Consider the following 22,410-nt stretch of genomic DNA (forward strand, 5'->3'; position numbering starts at 1 on the left):
TTGAAATGACCAAATGTTTCTGAAAGAAATTTTAAAGTTTTTTAAGTAACCTTAACCCTTTCCTAAACCTTCAATCCTATACTCCTGCGCTCCCTGTAATTGGGACTGCGAAGATAATAACTATTTTTAAAACCACAACTCTTTTCTCAAAAAATTTAAAAGTTTTTTTAGTCCTCTCTTATGAAGTATCATCATGTTTTATGCTTATCTAAAAGCTCCTCTGCGCTTACTGATCAACTCTCGTTTTCAGTGGGGCAAAGATAACAACTTATTACCACGCAAAACAAGTTTTATTTAACATAAATGTTACCTTTTGTTCATATTCACCCCTAAGAACCTGATTCAAAGGAAGAAAAATTTTAAACATTTGTTTGGAATATTGAACACAGCGGAAGTTTGACCCCTTTTATGAGTAATAAGTAATACTAGGTATACTTATATTATATAGTAGACATCTTTCTATGTGAGTTGACTGAAGCCAACAAGGAGAGTCTCTTTGATTAAAAGGGTTAAAGAGTTTCTATTGAATATGTACAATAGATACATGACATTATATACTTAAGGTTATTACCGCAGATCGCACGGATTTGTAATGTGGACAACGGATACAATATAAAAGGAAGAGTTGATCTTAATTAAGATGCTTCTACTCTGCTCAGCATGACACTGCTAATACTAACTGCTAAAAAACTTAGACATTATACCCTCGTTTTACATCCCTTAAAGTTCCGGTGAATAAGTCTGGATTCCTACTGAATGAGATCATGAGAATAGCAGTATATCTTTACTATAGCTTTTATAAGAATTAGATTTAAAAACTCCAGACTGATTATTGAAATCCAGCAATCAGGAACTCGCAACTTTATAATCCGAGCCCGAAACTTATCATTTATAATTGACATACCCTTCCCTAGCCCTGATAGGAATGGTTACCCCACAGCTTGCGGAAGAAGGCTGCTGGATTTGAGGATGGAGAACGATGGCGCGAGGAGTAAGAATGGATAGCAGGATACAGCTCCGGATAATCTTCGGACGTGAGAGAGTGCGGGTAAACTTGAAAGTTTAAAAGTTGGAGGGGGCAAGAGTAAGAATCTGGAAACCGGATACATCTTTATAGTAATAAAAAACATTCCGTAAGAATCCTTTGTATAGAGGACTCCTACGGAATGGGGTATAAAACGAAGTTATATTTTTAGTTCAGAACATATGATGTTCCGTCTCTTCCGTCTTTTAATTCAATTCCTTCGGCAAGAAGCTTATCTCTGATCTGGTCTGAAAGCTCAAAGTTTTTAGATTTTCTGGCCTGATTTCTTAACTCAATTAAAACTTTCAGGGTCTGATCCAGCTTTTCATTGTTGTTTTCTTCAACGGTCTGCAATCCTAAAACATCAAAGATAAATGCATTGAGTGTAGCTTTTAAATCTTCAAGATCTTCTGTTGATATTGTTTCTTTACCATCATTTAAAGCAAAAATGTATTTCACTGCTTCAAACAGGTGAGCAATCAGAATTGGTGAATTGAAATCATCTGTTAAAGCTTCATATGCTTTATCTTTCCATTCTTTCAGGCTGAAACCGGATGGTTTTGCGTCATCAGGGGTAATTGTATTCAGCACTTTTACAGCTTCCATCAATCTTATGAATCCTTTTTCACTGGCAATCATGGCATCATTTGAAATATCCAATACACTTCTGTAGTGTGCCTGCAGGAAGCAGAAACGCACAATTGAAGGATGGAAAGGTTTTTCAAAGAAATCATTGTCTCCTGTCACTAATTGCATTGGAAGGATATAATTCCCTGTAGATTTACTCATACGCTGAGAGTTCATTGTCAACATATTGGCGTGCATCCAGTAATTCACAGGAGCAGCATCATTGCAGGCTTTCCCCTGTGCAATTTCACATTCGTGGTGAGGGAATTTAAGATCCATTCCTCCTCCATGGATATCGAATGTTTCACCTAAATATTTAGTACTCATTGCAGTACATTCAAGGTGCCATCCCGGAAAACCTTCTCCCCAAGGGGAATTCCATCTCATGATGTGAGCCGGAGATGCTTTTTTCCATAAAGCAAAATCCTGCGGGTTTTTCTTTTCACCCTGTCCGTCAAGGTCTCTGGTATTGGCGAAAAGCTCTTCTATATTACGTTTTGAAAGTTCACCATAATTCAATCCTCTTCTATTGTATTCCAATACATCGAAGTATACTGAACCGTTGCTTTCGTAAGCGAAGCCTCTTTCAATAAGTTTCTGAGTTAGTTCTATCTGCTCTACAATATGTCCTGTGGCTGTAGGTTCTATGTTGGGAGGTAAAAGATTGAACATATCCAATACTTTGTGGAAATCTACGGTATACTTCTGTACAATTTCCATTGGCTCCAGCTTTTCAAGTCTGGTCTGCTTTACAAACCTGTCGTTATCTACATTTCCATCATCGGTAAGGTGTCCTGCATCGGTAATATTTCTTACATATCTTACTTTATACCCCAAATGCACCAGGGTACGGTAGATAAAATCGAAGGAAAGGAAAGTTCTTACATTTCCTAAATGCACATTGCTGTACACAGTAGGTCCGCAGACATACATTCCGACGTTTCCTTCTAAGATAGGTTTGAATATTTCTTTTTCTGCAGTAAGCGAGTTATATATTTTTAATTGCATTTATTTTTAAGTTAAAAGATTTAATGATTTTAAAGATTCAAAAATTAGTTAAAAAATAATTCTGTCACAACAAATAATTGTCGTGATAAAAATTTTATCTGAAACTTTTTTAAATTTTATCATAATTAAATCGCTTTTAAATGATGCTGTAAATGATCTACATAATCATCAATAATAAACTCCAGTGTATACACCCGAGGTTCTGTTTTGGTGGTATCACAGGTTCTTTGTAATGCCTCATCCGGAATATTTTCTACAATGTGAACCATCTGATAGTTCAAAGACTTCCACAGATCCAGAAGATCTGAAGTAGGAACATTCTGATAGTTCTGAGCTTTTACCCAAAAATTCTGATCATATACAATATTTTCATTCTCTTTATATTGTGTCACAACAAATCTACGGATATTTGTAAAAGCGCTGTCACAAAGATGGCCAATAATTTCTTTTTTGGACCACTTTTCAGCAAAACTCTTATGCGACCATTCTTCTTCAGAGATAGTTTTAAATCTCAGAAGTTCGGCATCAATAATATTTTTAAGGATTTGATAGTTCATTATTTATTAATCCAGTTTTGCGTGGCTTCCTACGTAATGTAAGAATTCCTGTCTTGTAATAGGGTTTGTTCTGAAAATGCCGCTCAATTCAGCAGTAATGGTAGAGCTTGCAGTATCTTTTATTCCTCTGCAGTTAACACAAAGGTGTTTTGCATCAATGATACAGGCTACATCTTTTGTTCCCAAAGCTTCTTTCAACGCATCTACAATCTGCATGGTAAGTCTTTCCTGAACCTGTGGTCTTTTCGCATAATAATCTACTATTCTGTTGATTTTTGAAAGACCGATTACTTCTCCGTTGGAAATGTAAGCAACGTGAGCTCTTCCGATGATCGGTAAAAAGTGGTGTTCGCAGAAAGAGTATACGGTAATATCCTTCTCTACCAGCATTTGGCGGTATTTGTATTTATTGGAAAAAGTAGAGATTCCTGGTTTGTTTTCAGGAAGAAGTCCTCCGAAAATCTCATTGACGTACATTTTGGCAACACGTCTTGGAGAATCTTTCAGTGAATCGTCTGTCATATCCAATCCTAAGGTTTGCATAATTTCGCCAAAAAGCTCAGTAATTTTTTCAATTTTTTCCTGTGGCGATTTATCAAAAGCATCTTCCCTTATAGGCGTATGTTCTTTTCCAGTGAAAATATCATCGTCGTTATCAGTAAAATCAACCATTTTTATTTAATTTGCAGCAAAAATACGGATAATATCTTTTTCTATATTTCAAATAGGATGAAAAACATTATCTTTTATACCCATTTCTGATTAAAAGTTTATGATTATTGTCGAAGAAGTACAAAACCAACTCCAAAAAAGGGAATTTCTGGAATTCCCGGCCCGCCTTTATCAACACGACAAAAATTATATTCGTCCTTTGAATCAAAATATTGAGGAGATTTTTGATCCTAAAAAAAACAAATTCTTTAAAAACGGGGTCTGTAAAAGATTTTTGTTTAAAAATGCCGGCAAAACAGTTGGCAAAGTAGCCGTTTTTGTGAATGGATGCTATGAGCAGAAACAGCCAACGGGAGGAATTGGCTTTTTTGACTGTATTAATGATCAGGAAACGGCTAATTTCATTTTTGATCATTGTAGAAATTGGCTTGCGGAGAAAGGAATGGAAGCAATGGATGGTCCGATCAATTTTGGGGAACGGGATAAATTCTGGGGACTTTTAATTGATGGGTTTATTGAACCGTTATTTGGAATGAATTACAACTTTCCTTATTACAAAGAGCTTTTCGAAAATTATGGATTTCAAATCTATTTTGAGCAGCTTTGTTTTACGAGACCTGTTTTTGCGGAAGTCTCGAGGATCTTTAAGATTGCTCATGAAAAGAACAGAAAAAATCCGGCTATTTCAGCAAAGCCTATGAAAAAAAACAACCTTTCTAAGTTTGCAAAAGACTTTACTGAAATTTACAATAAGGCCTGGGCTTCTCACGGGGAAGGAAAAAGTCTGGAAGAAACAAAAGTTCTGAAAATGTTCAAAACAATGAAACCTATCATTAATGAACATATATCCTGGTTTGTCTATGAAAATGATAAACCGATTGCCATGTGGATCAACATTCCTGACGTTAACCAATGGTCTAAATATCTTAATGGAAAGTTCGGGATTTTTGAGAAGCTTAAATTTTTATTTTTAAAGCGATTTAAGAAGAATGAGAAAATGGTTGGTCTTGTTTTCGGTGTTGTTCCTGAGTGGCAGAAAAAAGGCATTGACGGATATATGATCTGGGAAGGAACTCAGCATTTGAGAAAACATACGGACTTTACCATTACGGAGCTGCAGTGGATTGGCGATTTTAATCCTAAAATGATTAAGATTGCCGAAGCTCTTGATACCACTGTTACCCGAAAACTCGCTACGTACCGATATTTGTTTGACAGGAATAAGGAATTTGAGAGACATCCGATTCTTTAGAAAAGAAAACGGAGTTTTTTTACTGGATGTTTTAAGACATTCGATGCAAAGCTTTTATCTGCCGCTGTATTATTTTTGAGGAGGGATAAGCCGAAATCAACTTTATTGATTGTTTCTAAGCGGATGTATAGCCTATGGCTTCTTTATCTGTTATCAGATTAAAAATAAAAACCCTGCTTTAAAAAGCAGGGTTCCTTCATTTTGGTACTTTTATTAGAATAGCTCACCGGCTATTTTTTTAATATTGTCGCTTTTGCCCATTGAGTAAAAGTGCAGAACAGGAACTCCAAAATCAAGAAGCTCTTTGCACTGAGCAATGGCCCACTCTATTCCGATCTGCTTTACAGCGTCATTATTTTTTGCATTTTCCACTTCATTGATCAGTTCTTCCGGCAGGTCTATTTTAAATACCTGTGGTAGGATTTTCAAGTGTTTTTTTGTTGCGATAGGTTTGATTCCCGGAATAATAGGAACCGTGATTCCCATTTCTCTTGCTTTCTGAACGAAATCTATATACTTTTTATTGTCAAAAAACATTTGGGTAACAATATAATCTGCTCCGGCATCTACTTTTTGTTTCAGCCATTTCAGGTCATAATTCATGGAGGGGGCTTCCATATGCTTTTCCGGATATCCTGCAACACCGATGCAGAATTTGTTCAGTTCATCACATACCTGTTCTTCGTTGTGAAGGTATTTTCCTCTTCCCAGATTATTGATCTGTCCCACAAGATCCATAGCACTTGCATGCCCTCCCTGAGTGGGTTCGAAATACTGATGCCCTTTCATGGCATCTCCTCTTAAAGCCATTACATTATCAATTCCAAGGTACATACAGTCTACCAAAAGATATTCTGTTTCTTCCTTTGTAAATCCTCCGCAAAGAAGGTGGGGTACTGTATCTACATTGTATTTATGTTGAATAGCCGCACAGATTCCCAATGTTCCGGGACGCATTCTTGTAATACGGCGTTCCATCAGGCCATTTCCTTTATCCAGATAGATATATTCTTCTCTGGATGTGGTAACATCAATGAAAGGCGGCTTGAATTCCATCAACGGATCAATATTGGTGTATAGATCTTCAATCCCTATTCCTTTCTGTGGCGGAACAACTTCTAAGGAGAATAAAGTTTTTCCATTTGCGTTTTTAATGTGTTCTGTTATCTTCATGTCAATATTAATCTGCTAAATTGGGTGACAGCCATTTTCTCGCTTCCTGGATGCTGCAGCCTCTTCTTTCTGCATAATCTGTAAGCTGGTCTTCTGTAATTTTTCCTAATCCGAAATATTTGGCATGCGGGCTTCCGAAATAATATCCGGAAACAGATGCGGTCGGGAACATGGCAAGGCTTTCAGTAAGGAAAACCCCTGTATGCTCTTCTACTTGTAAAAGGTCCCAGATTGTTTTCTTCTCGAGATGGTCCGGACATGCCGGATATCCTGGTGCCGGACGGATTCCTTTATATTTTTCGGCAATAAGTTCTTCGTTGCTTAGATTTTCCTGATTGGCATATCCCCAGTATTCTGTTCTTACTTTTTTATGTAAAAATTCTGCATAGGCTTCTGCAAAACGGTCTGCCAGGGCTTTTACCATGATTGAATTATAGTCATCATTCGCTTTTTCATATTCTGCAGAGAGTTCATCGGTTCCGAATCCGGTGGTTACACAGAAAGCTCCCACATAATCGGTTTTTCCTGAACTTTGAGGAGCGATGAAATCACTTAGAGCTAAATAGTCTTTTCCTTTTGATCTTTGAGCCTGCTGTCTTAGGGTTAAAAATTTCGCCTGTTCATTATTGTTTTCGTCAAAAATCAGGATATCATCAGATTCATTGGAATTGGCTTTAAAGATTCCGAAGATGGCTTTTGCTGTTAAAAGTTTCTCATCCAAAATTCTATTCAGAATCACCTGAGCATCTTTGAATAATTCTTTAGCCTGAGCACCTACAACCTCATCTTCTAAGATATTGGGGTATTTCCCGTGAAGATCCCAGCTTCTGAAAAAAGGTGACCAGTCTATGAAAGGAAGAAGCTCTCTCAGATCCTGATTTTCGATGACTTTTACTCCTACCATATTCGGAGTGAAGATTTCTTCGTTTTCCCAATCAATTTTAAATTTGTTTTCTCTTGCTTCTTCAATGGAAACATAATCTTTATCCACCTGCCTGTTCAGGAACTTTTCTCTGAAATCGGAATAATCATTTTTTAAATCCGAAACATATTCTTTATTTCTGTCGCCCAGCAATGAGCTTACCACATTTACGGCTCTTGAAGCATCATTTACGTGAACAACAGCGTTTTTATATTTTAAGTCGATTTTCACCGCGGTATGTGCTTTTGAAGTTGTAGCACCACCGATCAGTAAAGGAAAGTCTAAATTCTGTCTTTCCAATTCTGAAGCTATATATACCATCTCATCCAGGCTTGGTGTGATCAGGCCGCTTAATCCTATAACGTCTACTTTTTCTTCAATGGCTGTCTGGATAATCTTTTCAGCGGGAACCATTACCCCAAGGTCAACAATTTCATAATTATTACAACCTAAAACAACGCTCACAATATTTTTACCGATATCATGAACGTCACCTTTTACGGTTGCCATTAATATTTTTCCGTTGGCAGGTTTTGTACCGTCTTTTTCTGCTTCAATGAAAGGCTGCAAATATGCTACTGCCTTTTTCATTACCCTTGCAGATTTTACTACCTGAGGCAGGAACATTTTTCCGCTTCCGAACAGATCACCTACTACGCCCATACCGGTCATCAGATTAACTTCTATGACATGAAGTGGTTTTGCAGCCAATTGTCTTGCTTCTTCTACATCTTCTTCAATGAAACGGTCAATCCCTTTTACCAACGCATGGGTAATTCTTTCCTGCAGCGGATTGTTTCGCCATTCCAGATCTTCGGTCTTTTCTTTTTTAACTGATTTATGCTTTTCGGAATAATCAAGAAGTCTTTCTGTAGCATCTTCTCTTTTATCCAGAATAACGTCTTCCACCAGCTCCAGTAATTCTTTGTTGATTTCGTCGTACACTTCCAGCATGGCAGGGTTTACAATACCGATGTTCATCCCTGCCTGAATGGCATGATAAAGGAATACGGAGTGCATAGCTTCTCTCACGGTATCATTTCCGCGGAAAGAGAAGGAAACATTGCTTACTCCTCCGCTTACGGATGCATAAGGAAGATTTTGTCTTACCCAGCGAGTAGCTTCGATAAAGTCGATCGCATTTCTTCTGTGTTCTTCCATCCCTGTGGCTACCGGAAAGATATTTAAGTCGAAAATAATATCTTCGGCGGGAAAACCAATCTGGTTGACCAGGATATCATAGGATCTTTTTGAAATCTCAATTCTTCGTTCAAGATTGTCAGCCTGTCCTACTTCATCAAATGCCATGACAATGACTGCTGCCCCATATCTTTTAATAGCTTTGGCATGTTTGATGAATTCTTCCTCCCCTTCTTTTAAGCTGATGGAATTTACGACACATTTTCCCTGCGCTACCTGAAGACCTGCTTCCAGGATTTCCCATTTGGAAGAATCAACCATGATCGGGATTCTTGCGATATCGGGTTCGGAGGCAATTAAATTCAGGAATTTGATCATGGATGCTTTTCCATCAATCAAACCATCATCAAAGTTGACATCCAGAATCTGGGCACCACCTTCTACCTGATGACGGGCAATATCTAATGCCTCAGAAAATTTCTCTTCTTTAATCAGTCTTAAAAACTTTTTGGAACCGGCAACATTCGTTCTTTCACCAACATTGATGAAATTACTTTCCGGGGTTATGATAAGAGGCTCGAGGCCTGATAATCTTAAATACTTCATTTTATTCTTCTAAAATATAGTAGGCATTATTGGCATTCTGCTTCAATAAATCCCTATGCTTACTTAAAGCTGTAATCAGCGGAAATCTTTTATAGGCTAAACCATGCTCTTTAGCAAATTCTTCAATCTCCTCTGTAATTTCATTATAATACATATAACTGTAATTGGGAAACAGATGATGGGCAACATGAAAATTGAAATTTCCCAACACATTTCTTACCAACCAGTTATTTTCTTTGAGATCATTGGTTACTTCCAGCTGGTGGCGAAGCCAGCTAAACGGCAGACCATTCTCTTTATTTAATTTTGGAAAAGCATTATCAGGAAGCGGATGCAAAGGCAGTAAAACAAACAATGCAAAAATACTTGCTGATATCACCTGTAAAAACCAAGCTCCTAAAGCCCATCCTATTGATACTTTAAAGAACACTACAGGAACCACGATCTGATAAAAGAAATAGAACAGCTTATAGCTTATCATTTTTACTTTTTCAATGGTGGGTATCTTTCCCTGGGTTTTCAAAATCACTCTTTCCTTATCAAAGAAGTCTCTGAAGTCTCTTATAAACATCCAATTGAACAAATACAACGGATAGACTAAAAAGAAAAACTTATCCTGATACTTCTGTATTCCTTTCGCTTTAATCCACGGTACAATTAAAAGCAAACCGCTCTGTTCGATATCCGTATCCCATCCATCCACATTAGGATAGGCATGATGGCTTGCGATATGTCTTTTTTTCCAGATATAGGAATTGGCTCCTATAAAATCAAAAATATGGAGAACCAGCCCGTTCAGCCTTTTACTTTTATAAATGTTATTATGAGCTGCTTCGTGGATTAAGTTCAGATAAATTAATACCAAAGAAATTCCCATTAAAACAAAACTCAGCATATAGAGCCAATGCTTTTCTGCATTCAAAACAGCCAGAAAATATAAACCCATATAAACCAGCGGAAGTAGTACTGCTTTCATTTGAATGTAAATATCTCTGTTCTCAGAAATGGATTCTACTCTTTGGTTCACTTTCTTCCTCAGTTCATTAAATAATCTGACATCTTCCGGATCTTTTAAGTAAATTGGCTTTTCCATATCGTTAACTTTGTGGTTTACTTAAAGTTAACAGTTATAATCCAGCCATCCTTCCTGATTTTAATTAAAAAAATCTATCAAATCAAACAAATTCCTTCAATTTTCTTGGCGGATATGGCTGCACCAGGTCAGCAATCGCTTTGATATGCTCAGGAGTTGTACCGCAGCATCCTCCGATAATATTGATCAGCCCTTTTTCCACGTATTCCTTGATCTGTCTTGCCATATCTTCAGGAGTTTCATCATATTTTCCGAATGCATTCGGTAACCCGGCATTCGGATATGCTGAGACATAGAATTCTGAATTATGAGCCAGCGTTTCAAGATAAGGGGTCAGCTGGTCGGCTCCCAAAGCACAGTTGAAACCTACACTTAATAAATTCAGGTGGGAAACTGAGATCAGGAACGCTTCTGCCGTCTGCCCGCTCAATGTTCTTCCTGAAGCATCGGTAATGGTTCCTGAAACCATGATCGGGATTTTGATTTCTCTTTCGTCCTGCAGTTCATCAATGGCAAATAATGCAGCTTTCGCATTCAGGGTATCAAAGATGGTTTCTACCAGAAGGATATCTGATCCTCCGTCCAGCAGCGCTTCACATTGCTGCTTATACGCCACTCTCAATTCTTCAAAAGTGATAGCTCTGTAACCGGGGTCATTCACGTCCGGGCTTAAACTGGCCGTTCTGTTGGTAGGTCCTATAGATCCGGCAACAAATCTCGGTTTGTCAGGATTTTTTGCGGTGTATTCATCACAGGCTTTTCTGGCGATTTTTGCAGACTCATAGTTCAGTTCATATACCAGATCTTCCATGTGATAATCTGCCATTGCAATGGTAGTTCCCGAGAATGTATTGGTTTCAATGATATCTGCTCCTGCTTCCAGATATTTCTTGTGAACTTCTTCGATAGCCTGAGGCTGTGTGAGAGAAAGCAGATCATTATTTCCTTTTACGGGATGTTCCCAGTTTTTGAAACGTTCTCCACGATAGTCTTCTTCTTCAAATTTGTATCTCTGAAGCATGGTTCCCATGGCTCCGTCAAGAATTAAAATTCTTTCGGATAAAGCTTTATATAATTGTTCTGAATTTTTCATTTCTACATGTTTTGAATGCAGCCTTGTTTTACATTAATCCAAAGCCTGTTTTAAATCTGCAATAATATCCTCTACATTTTCCAGCCCTACAGAGCAGCGAACCAGCCCTGCTGTAATACCAACCTCGTTTCTTTCTTCGTCTGAAAGTTTAGAGTGCGTAGTGGATGCCGGGTGAGTAACGATCGTTCTTGTATCACCTAAATTGGCAGACAGTGAGCACATTTGTATCTTGTCTAAGAAATTTCTTCCGCCTTCTATTCCTCCTTTAATTTCGAATGCCACAATATTTCCTCCCAGCTTCATTTGCTTTTTGGCAACTTCATAACTTGGGTGTGATTTCAGGAATGGATATTTTACCAATTCCACATTGGGATGATTTTCTAAAAACTCAGCTACTTTCAATGCATTTTCACAATGTTTTTCTACGCGTATCGCCAATGTTTCAAGGCTTTTTGATAAAACCCAGGCATTAAAAGGAGATAATGCAGGCCCTGTATTTCTCGCAAAAAGATAAATTTCTCTGATCAGGTCTTCTTTTCCTACTGCTATCCCTCCTAAAACTCTTCCCTGCCCGTCAATGAGCTTGGTAGCTGAGTGCACTACAATATCTGCACCGTACTTGATAGGCTGCTGCAGGTAAGGTGTTGCAAAACAGTTATCTACAATAAAAATAAGATTATGCTTTTTTGCGATCTGCCCGAAGAACTCGAGATCCAGAATTTCAATGGCCGGATTGGTAGGGGTTTCAAGATAAAGGATTTTTGTATTGGGCTTGATATATTGCTCAACGTTTGCCGCATCCTCTGCTTTAAAGTAGGAAGTTTCAATATTCCATTTCGGGAAATACTTGGTAAATAAGGTGTGTGTAGACCCGAAGACAGACTGGCAGCTCACAATATGATCTCCGGCGTTCAGCAATGCTGCAAATGTAGAATAGATGGCAGCCATTCCTGTGGCAAAGGCATATCCTGCTTCTGCGCCTTCCATTTTAGCGATCTTGTCTGTGAATTCTGTTACGTTTGGATTAGAAAAACGGCTGTATAGGTTTTTAGGTTTTTCTTCAGCAAAGCTTGCCCTCATATCTTCAGCATCCTGAAATATAAAGCTGGACGTAAGATATAGTGGCGTAGAATGCTCATCAAACTGAGTTCTTTCTGTTTGGGTTCTTATTGCTGATGTTTCAAAATTTTCCATATCGTTTTAATTTGTCAATATAGCAGTGTAATGAGCTGGCTCTTCGCTATGCCCGGAATGACAACTGCAGAAACTGCTATATTGTTAGATTGTTACATTGATTTTATTTGGTTTCACTTACTCTTAAAATATCTCCGAATACGCCTCTCGCCGTTACCTGAGCTCCCGCTCCTGCTCCCATGATCACAATTGGATTTTCTCCGTAGCTTTCTGTATAAATTTCAAAGATTGAATCTGATCCCTTCAACTGTCCCAATGCGGATGTTGCAGGTACAGAAACCAGTTTTACATCCAGCTCTCCTTTATCTTTCTGCAGGTCTCCGTGCAGATCACCTACATATCTCAATACATGTCCGGGTTCCTGATTTTCTTTTATTTTCTGGTATTCTTCGTCCAGTTCTTCCAGTCTTGAAAGGAATTCCGACTTTGAAACCTCAAGTAAGCTTTCCGGAACCAGATTCTGAATACTGATGTCTTCGAATTCATTGATCAGATCCAGTTCTCTTGCCAGAATCAATAATTTTCTTGCCACATCATTTCCAGAAAGGTCCTCTCTGGGATCTGGTTCTGTATATCCTTTTTCCAAAGCTTCATTTATAATGGTTGAAAATTTATCATCTCTCAAAGAAAAATTATTGAAAACATAACTCAGTGTTCCTGAGAATACACCTTTGATTCTGGTTATATTTTCTCCTGAAAGGTGTAACAGTTTAATGGTATCAATTAATGGTAAGCCCGCTCCCACATTGGTTTCATACAAATACCGTCTGTTGTTTTTATTCAACGTATATCTTAGTTTTCTGTACTCTTCTATCGGCAGGGTATTGAAAATTTTGTTGGAAGAGACAAGATCAAATCCGTTTTCTGCCAGAGCATGATAGTTCTTAACAAAATCTTTGCTTGCCGTGTTATCCACAACAATCAGATTTTCCAATTGATTTTCATTGGAGAAATTGATCAGCTCTTCCACGTTAGACGGATGTTCTGCTGTTAAAACCTCATCACCCCAATTCGCATCAAATCCTTTTTTGTTGAAGGCAATTTTCTTTGAGTTGGCTACCGCCACTACTTTAAGGTCTATTTTCTTGCGTTTTTTTATTTCGTCTGCAGATTCCAGAACCTGCTGTATCAATGTCTTCCCTACATTTCCGTGCCCAATGATTGCCAGATGAACCGTCTTCGGCTTTTTGAAAATTTCAGATTCTATGATATTTTTTGTTTTTTCATCCTGTGAAGAAGTCACAACGATGTTCACTCTGTTTTCTCCTGCCACCTGGTTTAAAAGCAATGGGAAAACATTATTTCTTGCCAGTTCTGCAAAGACTTTATTGAAATCTTCTGCTACAAAACCAATCACAGAAACATTATTGATACTATATATCTGGGAAACTTTTCCTGATTTTCTTTCTGCCTCAAATTCATCGATAAGACAGGCCACTGCTTTTTCTGCATCATTGGCGTGAACCAGAATAGAAATTCCGTTTTCTACGGCTTGTTGGGAAATTACCCCTACACTGATACGCGCTAAAGTAAGCGCTTTAAAAATTCGTCCGTCAATCCCGATTTCTCCCAGGAAATCTTCTCCTTCAAATTTGACGATTGATCTGTTCTTCAAAAATTTTATTTCGTTAGCATTTTTCATTACTTCTATAAAATGTTTTTTATGATATTATTTAATTGTTGATATTCCATGAGGAAGGCATCATGCCCGTGTATAGATTGGATCTCGTGATAAGAAACATTCTTATTTTTCTCTTTTAATTTTTCAAAACACATTCGGATTTCAGAAGCCGGGAAGAATAAGTCTGTATCTACGGAGATCATTTGCATTCGTGCCTGTATGTTCTCCAGCGCTTCGTCAGCAACATTTATATTCATCAGGAGATGATTCATCAGCCTGTAAGCTTTTAAACTAAATCTTTCGTTTAAAACATTGCCGTGATAAACCAGCCAGTCTTCTGATTCCAGTCGTTTTTTTTCCTCGTTATAATGGTTTTGAAATCGGTCATTGAGTGATTTTGGAGTTCTGTAACACAACATGGCATGAATTCTTGCTTTCTGTAATGGTTCCTCTTTATCATTCAATAAAAATTTCTGAACCAGGCACTGTGCATGAAGCCAGTCGTGCGTTCTGTAATCACAGGCAATAGGAATACATATTTCTGCGAGATCGGGCTGCTGGACAAGCATTTCCCAGGCAATCCCTCCTCCGAGAGAGCCTCCTATAATGGCATATACATTTTTTATCTGTAGCGCTTCAAGTCCTTTCAGAAATATCGAAGCGATATCTGAAGGAGTGAAGTCTTCATAGTTTTCAATTAAAAAATCGTCATATCCGTTTCCGGGTATATTAAAGCACAGAACGGTATATTTATCCGTATCTACAACCTGATTTTCTCCTACCAGCTGTTTCCACCATCCTTTTTCTCCGGATACATTGGAATTCCCGGTAAGAGCATGGTTGATTACAATGACAGGGGCTGTAAACAGATCTTTCCCAAAAAGCTGATAGCTTAACGGGATATGGTATTCCTTTTTGGAATAAGTGTGATACGTGAGATTAATATAGTTTAGTTCTGTTTTCAATTCTATTAAATTTTAATACAATTGAAAATGCCACAGGAAATGGCTGAAAAGAACTTCAGTGAGTTATCTGTCCAAAATAATTTTGGTAGAACGTAGCACCTTCTTTGCTTGCGCAAAGGGTTGCTAAGGTTTCATAGGGTCTAATCCCTCAACCTTTCTTGATAACATTTTCAATATTTGAATGAACGAATGGTGCAAAGGTAATTCTTTTCTTTTAATTTCAAAAAAAAATTATTTTAATATTTAAAAAAGTCCTTAAACACAAGTATTTCAAGAGCATATTAATAATTATTCAGATGAAAAAAATTGGAATTACCTTTCAAAAAAACTAACTTCGTATTGAAAAATGATGAGATATGACCGCCGAAAAAGATAGATTACAAGATACCAAATGGAAAAACTGGGGACCTTATGTAAGCAACCGGCAGTGGGGAAATGTACGTGAAGATTATAGTCCGAACGGGAATGCCTGGAATTTTACCAATCATAATAATGCCGAAAGCTACGCCTACCGTTGGGGTGAAGAAGGTATTGCCGGAATTTCTGATGTAAAGCAGCTTTTATGTTTTGCTTTTTCCTTCTGGAACAAGAAAGACAAAATGGTGAAAGAACGGTTCTTCGGACTGAGTAATCCACAGGGAAATCACGGGGAAGATATTAAAGAAATATTTTATTATCTGGATAATACACCTACTCACAGCTATATGAAGATGGTGTATAAATACCCGATCAATGAATTTCCTTACGATGATATCGTTGCTGAAAACGCAAAACGGAGCAAAAAGGAACCGGAATATGAACTTTTTGACACCGGAATTTTCGATAATGATGAGTATTTTGATATTTTCATTGAATACTGTAAAGCAGATCACAATGATATTCTTGCCAGAGTAACCATCTGTAACCGAAGCCAGCATGAAGCGCCTATTCTGGTAGCTCCTACTCTATGGTTCAGAAACAACTGGAAATGGGGATATAACACCTACAAAGGTGAGCTCCATGCTTCTCATGACGGAAGTATCAATATCGCCCACGACAGCATTTCAATCAAGAAACTGTATTCCAGAAACATCCATTCACAAAGTGTATTTTGTGATAATGAAACCAATACTTCTAAACTTTACGGAGCTCCTGTAGCTGAAAATTCCTATTTCAAAGATGGAATCAACAATTTTATTATTCATCAAACGAATACTGTAAACCCTGATAAAAAGGGAACAAAAGCTTCTTTTCTGATTGATGAAATGATTGGAGCAGGAGAATCCAAAGTTTTTGAATTCAGATTATCTCCGGAGGAAGCTGAAGCACCTTTTGAAAGCTTTGATGAAATTTTCAATATCCGCCAGGCTGAAGCGGAGGAGTTTTATCAAGAAATTCAGAATGATACAGTGAACGAAGACGAAAGGAATGTTCAGAGACAGGCTTTCGCGGGACTTCTGTGGAACAAACAGTTTTACCACTACAATATCGGAAAATGGCTGAAAGGTGATCCTAACTTTGAAGCCCCCAGAAACTTTAACGAATATGTAAGAAATACGGAATGGAATCATCTCCACAACAAGGATATTATTTCCATGCCTGATAAATGGGAATATCCATGGTATGCTACCTGGGACCTGGCATTTCACTGTGTTCCTTTTTCTATCATAGATGCAGAATTTGCTAAAGGACAGCTTTTGCTGCTAACGAAAGAATGGTATATGCATCCCAATGGCCAGCTTCCTGCCTACGAATGGAATATGAGTGATGTGAACCCGCCTGTACATGCGTGGTCGTGCTTCCGTGTTTTTAAAATTGATGAAAAAAATAACGGAAAGCCAGATTTACTATTCTTAGAGAAGGTGTTCCAGAAACTGCTTCTTAATTTCACATGGTGGGTAAACCGAAAAGATAAAAACGGGAAAAACATCTTTGGCGGCGGTTTCCTTGGTCTCGATAATATCGGAGCATTTGACCGGAATATGGAGCTAAAGGATGGCCAGCATCTTGAGCAGGCAGACGGAACCAGCTGGATGGCGATGTATGCGCTGAATATGATGCGTATTGCGATGGAGCTTGCCCAATATTACCAGGTTTATGAAGATATGGCGATCAAGTTTTTTGAGCATTATCTTTATATCGCTGAGGCAATGGAAAATCTGGGTGAGGGCACAAAAGGACTTTGGAATGAGGAAGACGGATTTTTCTATGATGTGCTTCAGCTTGGAAACGGAGACAGTGTTTCTTTAAAGCTTAGAAGCATTGTAGGATTGATTCCTATGTTTGCAGTAGAGATTGTAGACCACCGTTTACTGGAAAAGATGCCGAATTTCAGAAGCAGAATGGAATGGATCTTAAAAAACAAACCGGAACTCACCAAACTGGTTTCTCACTGGGACGAAGAAGGACACGGCCGGAAACACCTTATGAGTATCCTGCGTAAAAACAGACTGACGAAGGTATTGTCCAGAATGCTTGATGAAAAGGAGTTTTTGAGTTCTTATGGAATCCGTGCTATGTCTAAGGTGTATGAAGAAAACCCTTTTGTATTCTCAGTACATGGGACAGAAAATATGGTGTACTATACACCCGCAGAAAGTGACAGCCGAATGTTTGGGGGAAACAGCAACTGGCGCGGTCCTATTTGGTTTCCTATTAACTTCCTGATTGTAGAAAGCCTGCAGCGCTTTCATTATTATTATGGAAACAGTCTGAAAGTAGAATTGCCAACGGGAAGCGGAGATAAAAAAAATCTTGATGAAGTGGCTCAAAACATCAGCAAAAGACTTTGTTCCCTGTTTTTGAAGGATGAAAATGGGCAAAGGGCTTTTAATGGAGGAAACCCAAAGTTCAATTATGATGAACATTTCAGAGATTATATTACCTTCTTTGAGTATTTCCACGGAGATAACGGACGCGGCGTGGGAGCATCTCATCAGACGGGCTGGACAGCTACCGTTGCAAAACTGATCAAACCAAGACTTACCTTCTAGATCAGTAATAGATAATGAGCAATAAAAAAGCCGGATGAATCATCCGGCTTTCTTACTTTATATAAAGATTAAACTTTTTCTCCGTTTACATATACTTCGTACCCGATTTCCACATTTGGTTCCAGTGTTTTTGAAACAGAACAGTATTTTTCAAAAGAGAGTTCTGCTGCTTTCTGTGCTTTTTTAGGATCAATTTCTCCTTCTAAAAGGAACTTAACTTTGATCGATTTAAAAGGTTTTGCATCTTCTACCTGCACCCTCTCCCCTTCTACTTCTGCCTGAAAACTCCTGATTTCCTGACGTTGTTTCTTCAAAATAGAAACTACATCAATTCCGCTGCAGCCTGCCACAGCCATCAGCACACTTTCCATGGGAGAAACCCCTTTGGCTCCAGGCTGGGAAGTATTATCAAGAAGAATAGAGTTTCCCTGAGCGTTAGTACATTCAAATAAAAAATCGTCGTTTATTCTGTTAAGTGTAATTTTCATTGCTTATTGCTTATTGCTTATTGCTTATTGCTTATTGCTTATTGCTTATTGCTTATTGCTTATTGCTTAGACAAAGTTATAAAATTCCTCTTGCTTTTATCTCCAGATATTTATTGATAACATCAATATTCAAGTTTTCCGGAAGAGTATATACGGTATAAATTCCATATTTGCGGAGTTCCTGAATGATCAGCTTCTTTTCAAATTCGAATTTTTCTGCAATGATCTCATTATAAATTTCCTGCATATTTTCAGGATTCTTTTGAATGAGAGTCTGCAGCTCTGAGTTTTTGAAGAATACAACTACCAGCAGATGGTTTTTGGCAATTCCGCGAAGATATTTCAGCTGACGGTTCAGTGCATCAAGTGTTTCAAAATTAGTAAAAAGCAGAATTAAGCTTCTTTGGCTGATGGAATATTTTACATCCTGATATAATCTGTTAAAGTCACTTTCAAAGAAATCTGTTTTAATATTGTAAAGTGCTTCGGAGATCTTTTTCAATTGTCCGGACTTATTATCAGCAGCAATTTTATTTTCAGCTTTTTTGGAAAAGGTCATCATTCCGGCTCTGTCTCCTTTTCTTAAAATGATATGAGACAATGCCATGGCTGCATTAATGGAATAATCCAGCAAGCTTAATCCGTTGAAAGGCATTTTCATGGTTCTTCCTTTATCAATCAGCATAAAAATACGCTGCGATTTTTCATCCTGAAACTGGTTTACCATCAGACGGTTGGTCTTTGAGGTTGCTTTCCAGTTGATCGTTCGGATATCATCACCGGGTACGTATTCTTTGATCTGCTCAAATTCCATCGTGTGCCCCAGCTTTCTAACTTTCTTGATTCCACCTAATAAAAATTCACTCTGAATAGCCATTAGCTCATATTTTCTGAGATGAATAAAAGAAGGATAAGATGGCACCATAGCATCTTTCTGGAAAGTAAATCTTTTTGATACCAGCCCCAATGGTGATGAAGCATACACATTCAGACCTCCAAAGTGATATTCTCCTCTTTCTTTAGGTTCTAATGAATATTGAAAAAAAGTATTTGCTCCGGAGCCGATCTGCTTTTCAATCAAAAAATCTCTTTTCTGAAACTGAAACGGAATTTCATCAATAATCTTGATGGCTATGGCAAAGCTGTAATTATTCCTGATATCAATTTTTACAAAATTTTCATCTCCGTTAGACAATTTTTCCGGCAGAATCCTTTGAACCTGCAGCGCATTCTTCTGATTAAAGAGCAACAGAAAATCGACCATTGCAGCCAGAAAACAAATGAGAAGCACAATATGGGCTATCCACATCAGCACCGGAAAGAAAAATGCCAGGACATACAGAATCCCCACTCCGATGAGTGTAAAAAAGAAACGTGTATTGATGTATAAGTTTTTCATTGGTTAGGCGGCAGGTTGCAGATGAAAGGTTTTTAGGTGGTCGTTTATTAGCTTTTTCACATTCATTATTATTGTAGGGAATTAAGGAGTCCGTTCAGCATTTTGGATATTTCTATAATTTACTGATTTAGTTTCAAATAACCATTTTCATTTAAAAGACCAAGATTTTTTGAAATGATTAATTATGTTTCTACTTCTGCACAACTGTCTCTTGCTATTTTTAAAAATTGTAGATAAGCACGTTACTTCGTCTCGAGTTTCCCTCATCAACTGCTGCCTGCCACCTACTATCTATTATCTATCTCGGTATCTCTATTCCTTCTAAAATCTGACGGATAATTTCATCTGCAGTAAGACCTTCCATCTCTCTTTCGGGAGAGACAATTACTCTGTGTCTTAAAACAGCATAGCTTGCTTCTTTAATATCTTCAGGAGTCACAAAATCTCTTCCTCTTAGTGCTGCAAATGCTTTTGAAGCTGTAAGAAGCGCAAGAGAAGCTCTTGGAGAAGCTCCCAGATATAAGAATTGATTTTCTCTTGTATTGATGATAATCTTCGCAATATATTCCATCAACTGGGCTTCCACAATAATTTCTTTGACCAAATGCTGGTAGTTCTTCAACTGCTCAGCTGTAAGAACACGGTTTACTGCTTCTGTCTTATCCTCTTTTTTGCTTTCGTGCTGATTTTTAATGATCGCAATTTCCTGTTCAAGATTAGGATATCCTACATTGATCTTAAACAGAAAACGGTCCAGCTGAGCTTCAGGAAGACGGTAGGTGCCCTCATGTTCAATTGGATTTTGTGTAGCGATAACCAGGAAAGGTTCTTCTAAAATATAACGCGTTCCATCCATTGTGATCTGCCTCTCTTCCATTACTTCAAATAATGCAGACTGCGTTTTGGCAGGTGATCTGTTGATCTCATCAATCAGGATGAAATTGGAGAAAACAGGTCCTTTTTTAAATTCAAATTCTGAATTTTTCACATTGAATACGGACGTTCCAAGGATATCGGAAGGCATAAGATCCGGAGTAAACTGGATTCTGCTGAAACCTACATCAATGGTTTTGGCTAAAAGTTTTGCCGTGATGGTCTTCGCTACTCCCGGAACTCCTTCAATAAGAACATGTCCGTTGGAAAGCAGCGCTGCCAAAAGATGTTCAATCATCTTCTCCTGTCCTACAATTACTTTTCCGATCTCAGCTTTCACTTTCTCCAGGCTTGCCCGAAGTTCAATCATGTCTATTCTCGACTGAAACTGCTCTTCCTGTTTATTAAGATGGATGGAGCTTTGGTTTTCTATATTAGGGTTATCCGAATTTTCCATAATAAATTTTCATTGGTACGTTTTAGCAATCTGTATAACAATTTCATCATGTAAATGGCTGCTATCAGCATTGAAAACTTTTACATCGTTAGGTTATATTCTTAAGTTATTTCAATATTTCATCAAGGAGTTTGTTGATCCTTGTAAGGTCTTCTTTCATTACACTGGCATAAGGGTCCTGAGCTTTTTTGATAAGTGTTACCGCTTCACTGATCATTTCTGCCGGCTTCCCGGTTTTCAGTTGTAATTTCTTAGCAAATTCTTCATCTAAATTCTGAGTATCGATCAACAGATCCATCCTCACTTTATTCAGAAAGTACTGCGCTTTTTTAGCCATCATATCATGGAAATCACCTTCCTGAAGATACAGATTTCCAATACTTTTTACAAAATCCAGAGAGGTATTTCTCAGCGGCTCTTCTACAGGCACTATTCTCTGTTTTCTTTTTGCATTAAAGAAAATAAAAAGGATAAACCCTCCCAAAAATACCCACCAGGCATATTTTAAAGCCGGATTAGCGAGTACGAATCTCATAAAGAAGCGGGATCCGGAACTTTTGCCGGATACAAACCAAAGAGTTTCTCTATCCTGTAAATAGGAAAATACATCCTGAGCATATTTTACATTTCCGGGTTTCAGAAGGTAGTAATTCGTCAGAAAAAGTGGTTCGGTATGAGCATATATATGTCCTTTTCCAAATTTCACCTTGATAAAATTAGCCTGATCCGTATTCTTACTCTCTACAGTTTTCCCCAGAACTTCCACATTAGGTTTGATAAATGAAAATCCTCTTCCTGACGGAAATTTATCCAGCTTAATAAAATCATTCTGGAATTTTTTATCCGTGAGCTTCAGTACATTTTCTTCTTGAAAAGAGATCTCAGAATCATAATATCCGATGCTGTCTGAAACTTCTTTCGGCATACGGGTTACCATCAGCATGGCATCTGATCCTTCCGCTACCTGAGTCAGAATTTTGTTCCATGACTCCCTGTCAATATTATTTTCAATAACTACAATATTGTGGGGCTTTTTTTTATGCTGGCTGTAATATTCATAAGGTACCTGCTCAATTTTCTTCAGGTTATTTTTAAAAAGATCTTTCGCTTCATTATTAAAAACAAACAATCCAAACGGAGACTTTTCGTTGATATCAAAATTCTTCCGCCAGTCTGTCGTTTCTTTTTTATTAACTTCAAGCAATGCCAAAACAATCATCACGATGATGAAAATTACAGCATATGTTTTGAAAGTTTTATTCATGGCTACTATT

The 22,410-nt window shown here is 37.8% G+C and carries 16 protein-coding genes and 1 riboswitch; of the genes, 2 read left to right on the forward strand and 14 right to left on the reverse strand.

Annotated elements, in window-relative coordinates; genetic code table 11:
- Window positions 1-1,192: 1,192 nt before the first annotated feature.
- The 3 genes from cysS to folE all read right to left on the reverse strand — a co-directional run bounded on the left by cysS (window position 1,193) and on the right by folE (window position 3,888).
- Window positions 1,193-2,659 carry a cysteine--tRNA ligase gene (cysS, locus tag BLW74_RS11690; RefSeq protein ID WP_089692631.1) on the reverse strand — a complete coding sequence of 489 codons (1,467 nt, stop codon included), beginning with the start codon at window positions 2,657-2,659 and terminating at the stop codon, window positions 1,193-1,195.
- Window positions 2,660-2,784: 125 nt separating this feature from the next.
- A complete protein-coding gene (locus tag BLW74_RS11695) occupies window positions 2,785-3,216 on the reverse strand; it encodes a DinB family protein (protein ID WP_089692632.1) in 432 nt (143 codons plus the stop codon).
- A gap of 6 nt (window positions 3,217-3,222) precedes the next feature.
- The gene (folE, locus tag BLW74_RS11700; protein ID WP_089692633.1) at window positions 3,223-3,888 is read right to left on the reverse strand and encodes a GTP cyclohydrolase I FolE; all 666 of its coding nucleotides are present in this window, start codon (window positions 3,886-3,888) and stop codon (window positions 3,223-3,225) included.
- A 199-nt stretch (window positions 3,889-4,087) separates the two neighbouring features.
- Here folE and BLW74_RS11705 point away from each other — a divergent pair, with 199 nt between their 5' ends.
- Complete coding sequence (locus BLW74_RS11705; RefSeq protein ID WP_317041036.1) at window positions 4,088-5,140, forward strand: hypothetical protein; 1,053 nt, start codon at window positions 4,088-4,090, stop codon at window positions 5,138-5,140.
- Between the two features lie 213 nt (window positions 5,141-5,353).
- Here the strand turns inward: BLW74_RS11705 and metF are convergent, their stop codons facing one another.
- From metF to BLW74_RS11740, 7 genes are all read right to left on the reverse strand, one after another.
- Window positions 5,354-6,313, reverse strand: a complete 960-nt coding sequence (metF, locus tag BLW74_RS11710; RefSeq protein ID WP_089692635.1) for a methylenetetrahydrofolate reductase [NAD(P)H] — start codon at window positions 6,311-6,313, stop codon at window positions 5,354-5,356.
- A gap of 7 nt (window positions 6,314-6,320) precedes the next feature.
- On the reverse strand, window positions 6,321-8,981 hold the full coding sequence (metH, locus tag BLW74_RS11715; RefSeq protein WP_089692636.1) for a methionine synthase: 2,661 nt from the start codon (window positions 8,979-8,981) through the stop codon (window positions 6,321-6,323).
- 1 nt (window position 8,982) lies between these two features.
- The gene (locus tag BLW74_RS11720; protein WP_089692637.1) at window positions 8,983-10,074 is read right to left on the reverse strand and encodes a fatty acid desaturase family protein; all 1,092 of its coding nucleotides are present in this window, start codon (window positions 10,072-10,074) and stop codon (window positions 8,983-8,985) included.
- Window positions 10,075-10,156: 82 nt separating this feature from the next.
- Window positions 10,157-11,167 carry a homocysteine S-methyltransferase family protein gene (locus BLW74_RS11725; protein WP_089692638.1) on the reverse strand — a complete coding sequence of 337 codons (1,011 nt, stop codon included), beginning with the start codon at window positions 11,165-11,167 and terminating at the stop codon, window positions 10,157-10,159.
- 33 nt (window positions 11,168-11,200) lie between these two features.
- The gene (locus BLW74_RS11730; protein WP_089692639.1) at window positions 11,201-12,361 is read right to left on the reverse strand and encodes an O-succinylhomoserine sulfhydrylase; all 1,161 of its coding nucleotides are present in this window, start codon (window positions 12,359-12,361) and stop codon (window positions 11,201-11,203) included.
- Between the two features lie 103 nt (window positions 12,362-12,464).
- On the reverse strand, window positions 12,465-14,003 hold the full coding sequence (locus tag BLW74_RS11735; protein WP_089692640.1) for an ACT domain-containing protein: 1,539 nt from the start codon (window positions 14,001-14,003) through the stop codon (window positions 12,465-12,467).
- 5 nt (window positions 14,004-14,008) lie between these two features.
- On the reverse strand, window positions 14,009-14,947 hold the full coding sequence (locus BLW74_RS11740; RefSeq protein ID WP_089692641.1) for an alpha/beta fold hydrolase: 939 nt from the start codon (window positions 14,945-14,947) through the stop codon (window positions 14,009-14,011).
- Window positions 14,948-15,007: 60 nt separating this feature from the next.
- Window positions 15,008-15,115, reverse strand: a riboswitch (SAM riboswitch).
- Between the two features lie 188 nt (window positions 15,116-15,303).
- Between BLW74_RS11740 and BLW74_RS11745 the strand changes: the two genes are divergently transcribed.
- Window positions 15,304-17,919 (forward strand): MGH1-like glycoside hydrolase domain-containing protein, encoded by a 2,616-nt coding sequence (locus tag BLW74_RS11745; RefSeq protein ID WP_089692642.1) that lies wholly within the window; start codon window positions 15,304-15,306, stop codon window positions 17,917-17,919.
- Between the two features lie 68 nt (window positions 17,920-17,987).
- Here BLW74_RS11745 and BLW74_RS11750 read toward each other — a convergent pair whose 3' ends face one another.
- From BLW74_RS11750 to BLW74_RS11765, 4 genes are all read right to left on the reverse strand, one after another.
- Complete coding sequence (locus tag BLW74_RS11750) at window positions 17,988-18,407, reverse strand: OsmC family protein (RefSeq protein ID WP_089692643.1); 420 nt, start codon at window positions 18,405-18,407, stop codon at window positions 17,988-17,990.
- A gap of 76 nt (window positions 18,408-18,483) precedes the next feature.
- On the reverse strand, window positions 18,484-19,806 hold the full coding sequence (locus BLW74_RS11755; protein WP_089692644.1) for a DUF58 domain-containing protein: 1,323 nt from the start codon (window positions 19,804-19,806) through the stop codon (window positions 18,484-18,486).
- Window positions 19,807-20,104: 298 nt separating this feature from the next.
- Window positions 20,105-21,136, reverse strand: a complete 1,032-nt coding sequence (locus BLW74_RS11760) for an AAA family ATPase (protein ID WP_185116358.1) — start codon at window positions 21,134-21,136, stop codon at window positions 20,105-20,107.
- Window positions 21,137-21,242: 106 nt separating this feature from the next.
- Window positions 21,243-22,400, reverse strand: coding sequence for a hypothetical protein (locus BLW74_RS11765; RefSeq protein ID WP_089692645.1), 1,158 nt, complete (start codon window positions 22,398-22,400; stop codon window positions 21,243-21,245).
- Between the last annotated feature and the right edge of the window lie 10 nt (window positions 22,401-22,410).

The organism is Chryseobacterium culicis (assembly GCF_900108365.1).
GTDB classification, from domain to species: Bacteria; Bacteroidota; Bacteroidia; order Flavobacteriales; family Weeksellaceae; genus Chryseobacterium; species Chryseobacterium culicis.

Bases quoted from the DNA above. Each gene is read 5' to 3' on its own strand.
- BLW74_RS11735 (WP_089692640.1), bottom strand. From the start codon at position 14,003: ATGAAAAATGCTAACGAAATAAAATTTTTGAAGAACAGATCAATCGTC.
- BLW74_RS11695 (WP_089692632.1), bottom strand. From the start codon at position 3,216: ATGAACTATCAAATCCTTAAAAATATTATTGATGCCGAACTTCTGAGA.
- BLW74_RS11750 (WP_089692643.1), bottom strand. From the start codon at position 18,407: ATGAAAATTACACTTAACAGAATAAACGACGATTTTTTATTTGAATGT.
- BLW74_RS11730 (WP_089692639.1), bottom strand. From the start codon at position 12,361: ATGGAAAATTTTGAAACATCAGCAATAAGAACCCAAACAGAAAGAACT.
- metH (WP_089692636.1), bottom strand. From the start codon at position 8,981: ATGAAGTATTTAAGATTATCAGGCCTCGAGCCTCTTATCATAACCCCG.
- BLW74_RS11745 (WP_089692642.1), top strand. From the start codon at position 15,304: ATGACCGCCGAAAAAGATAGATTACAAGATACCAAATGGAAAAACTGG.
- cysS (WP_089692631.1), bottom strand. From the start codon at position 2,659: ATGCAATTAAAAATATATAACTCGCTTACTGCAGAAAAAGAAATATTC.
- BLW74_RS11720 (WP_089692637.1), bottom strand. From the start codon at position 10,074: ATGGAAAAGCCAATTTACTTAAAAGATCCGGAAGATGTCAGATTATTT.
- metF (WP_089692635.1), bottom strand. From the start codon at position 6,313: ATGAAGATAACAGAACACATTAAAAACGCAAATGGAAAAACTTTATTC.
- BLW74_RS11755 (WP_089692644.1), bottom strand. From the start codon at position 19,806: ATGAAAAACTTATACATCAATACACGTTTCTTTTTTACACTCATCGGA.
- BLW74_RS11765 (WP_089692645.1), bottom strand. From the start codon at position 22,400: ATGAATAAAACTTTCAAAACATATGCTGTAATTTTCATCATCGTGATG.
- folE (WP_089692633.1), bottom strand. From the start codon at position 3,888: ATGGTTGATTTTACTGATAACGACGATGATATTTTCACTGGAAAAGAA.
- BLW74_RS11760 (WP_185116358.1), bottom strand. From the start codon at position 21,136: ATGGAAAATTCGGATAACCCTAATATAGAAAACCAAAGCTCCATCCAT.
- BLW74_RS11725 (WP_089692638.1), bottom strand. From the start codon at position 11,167: ATGAAAAATTCAGAACAATTATATAAAGCTTTATCCGAAAGAATTTTA.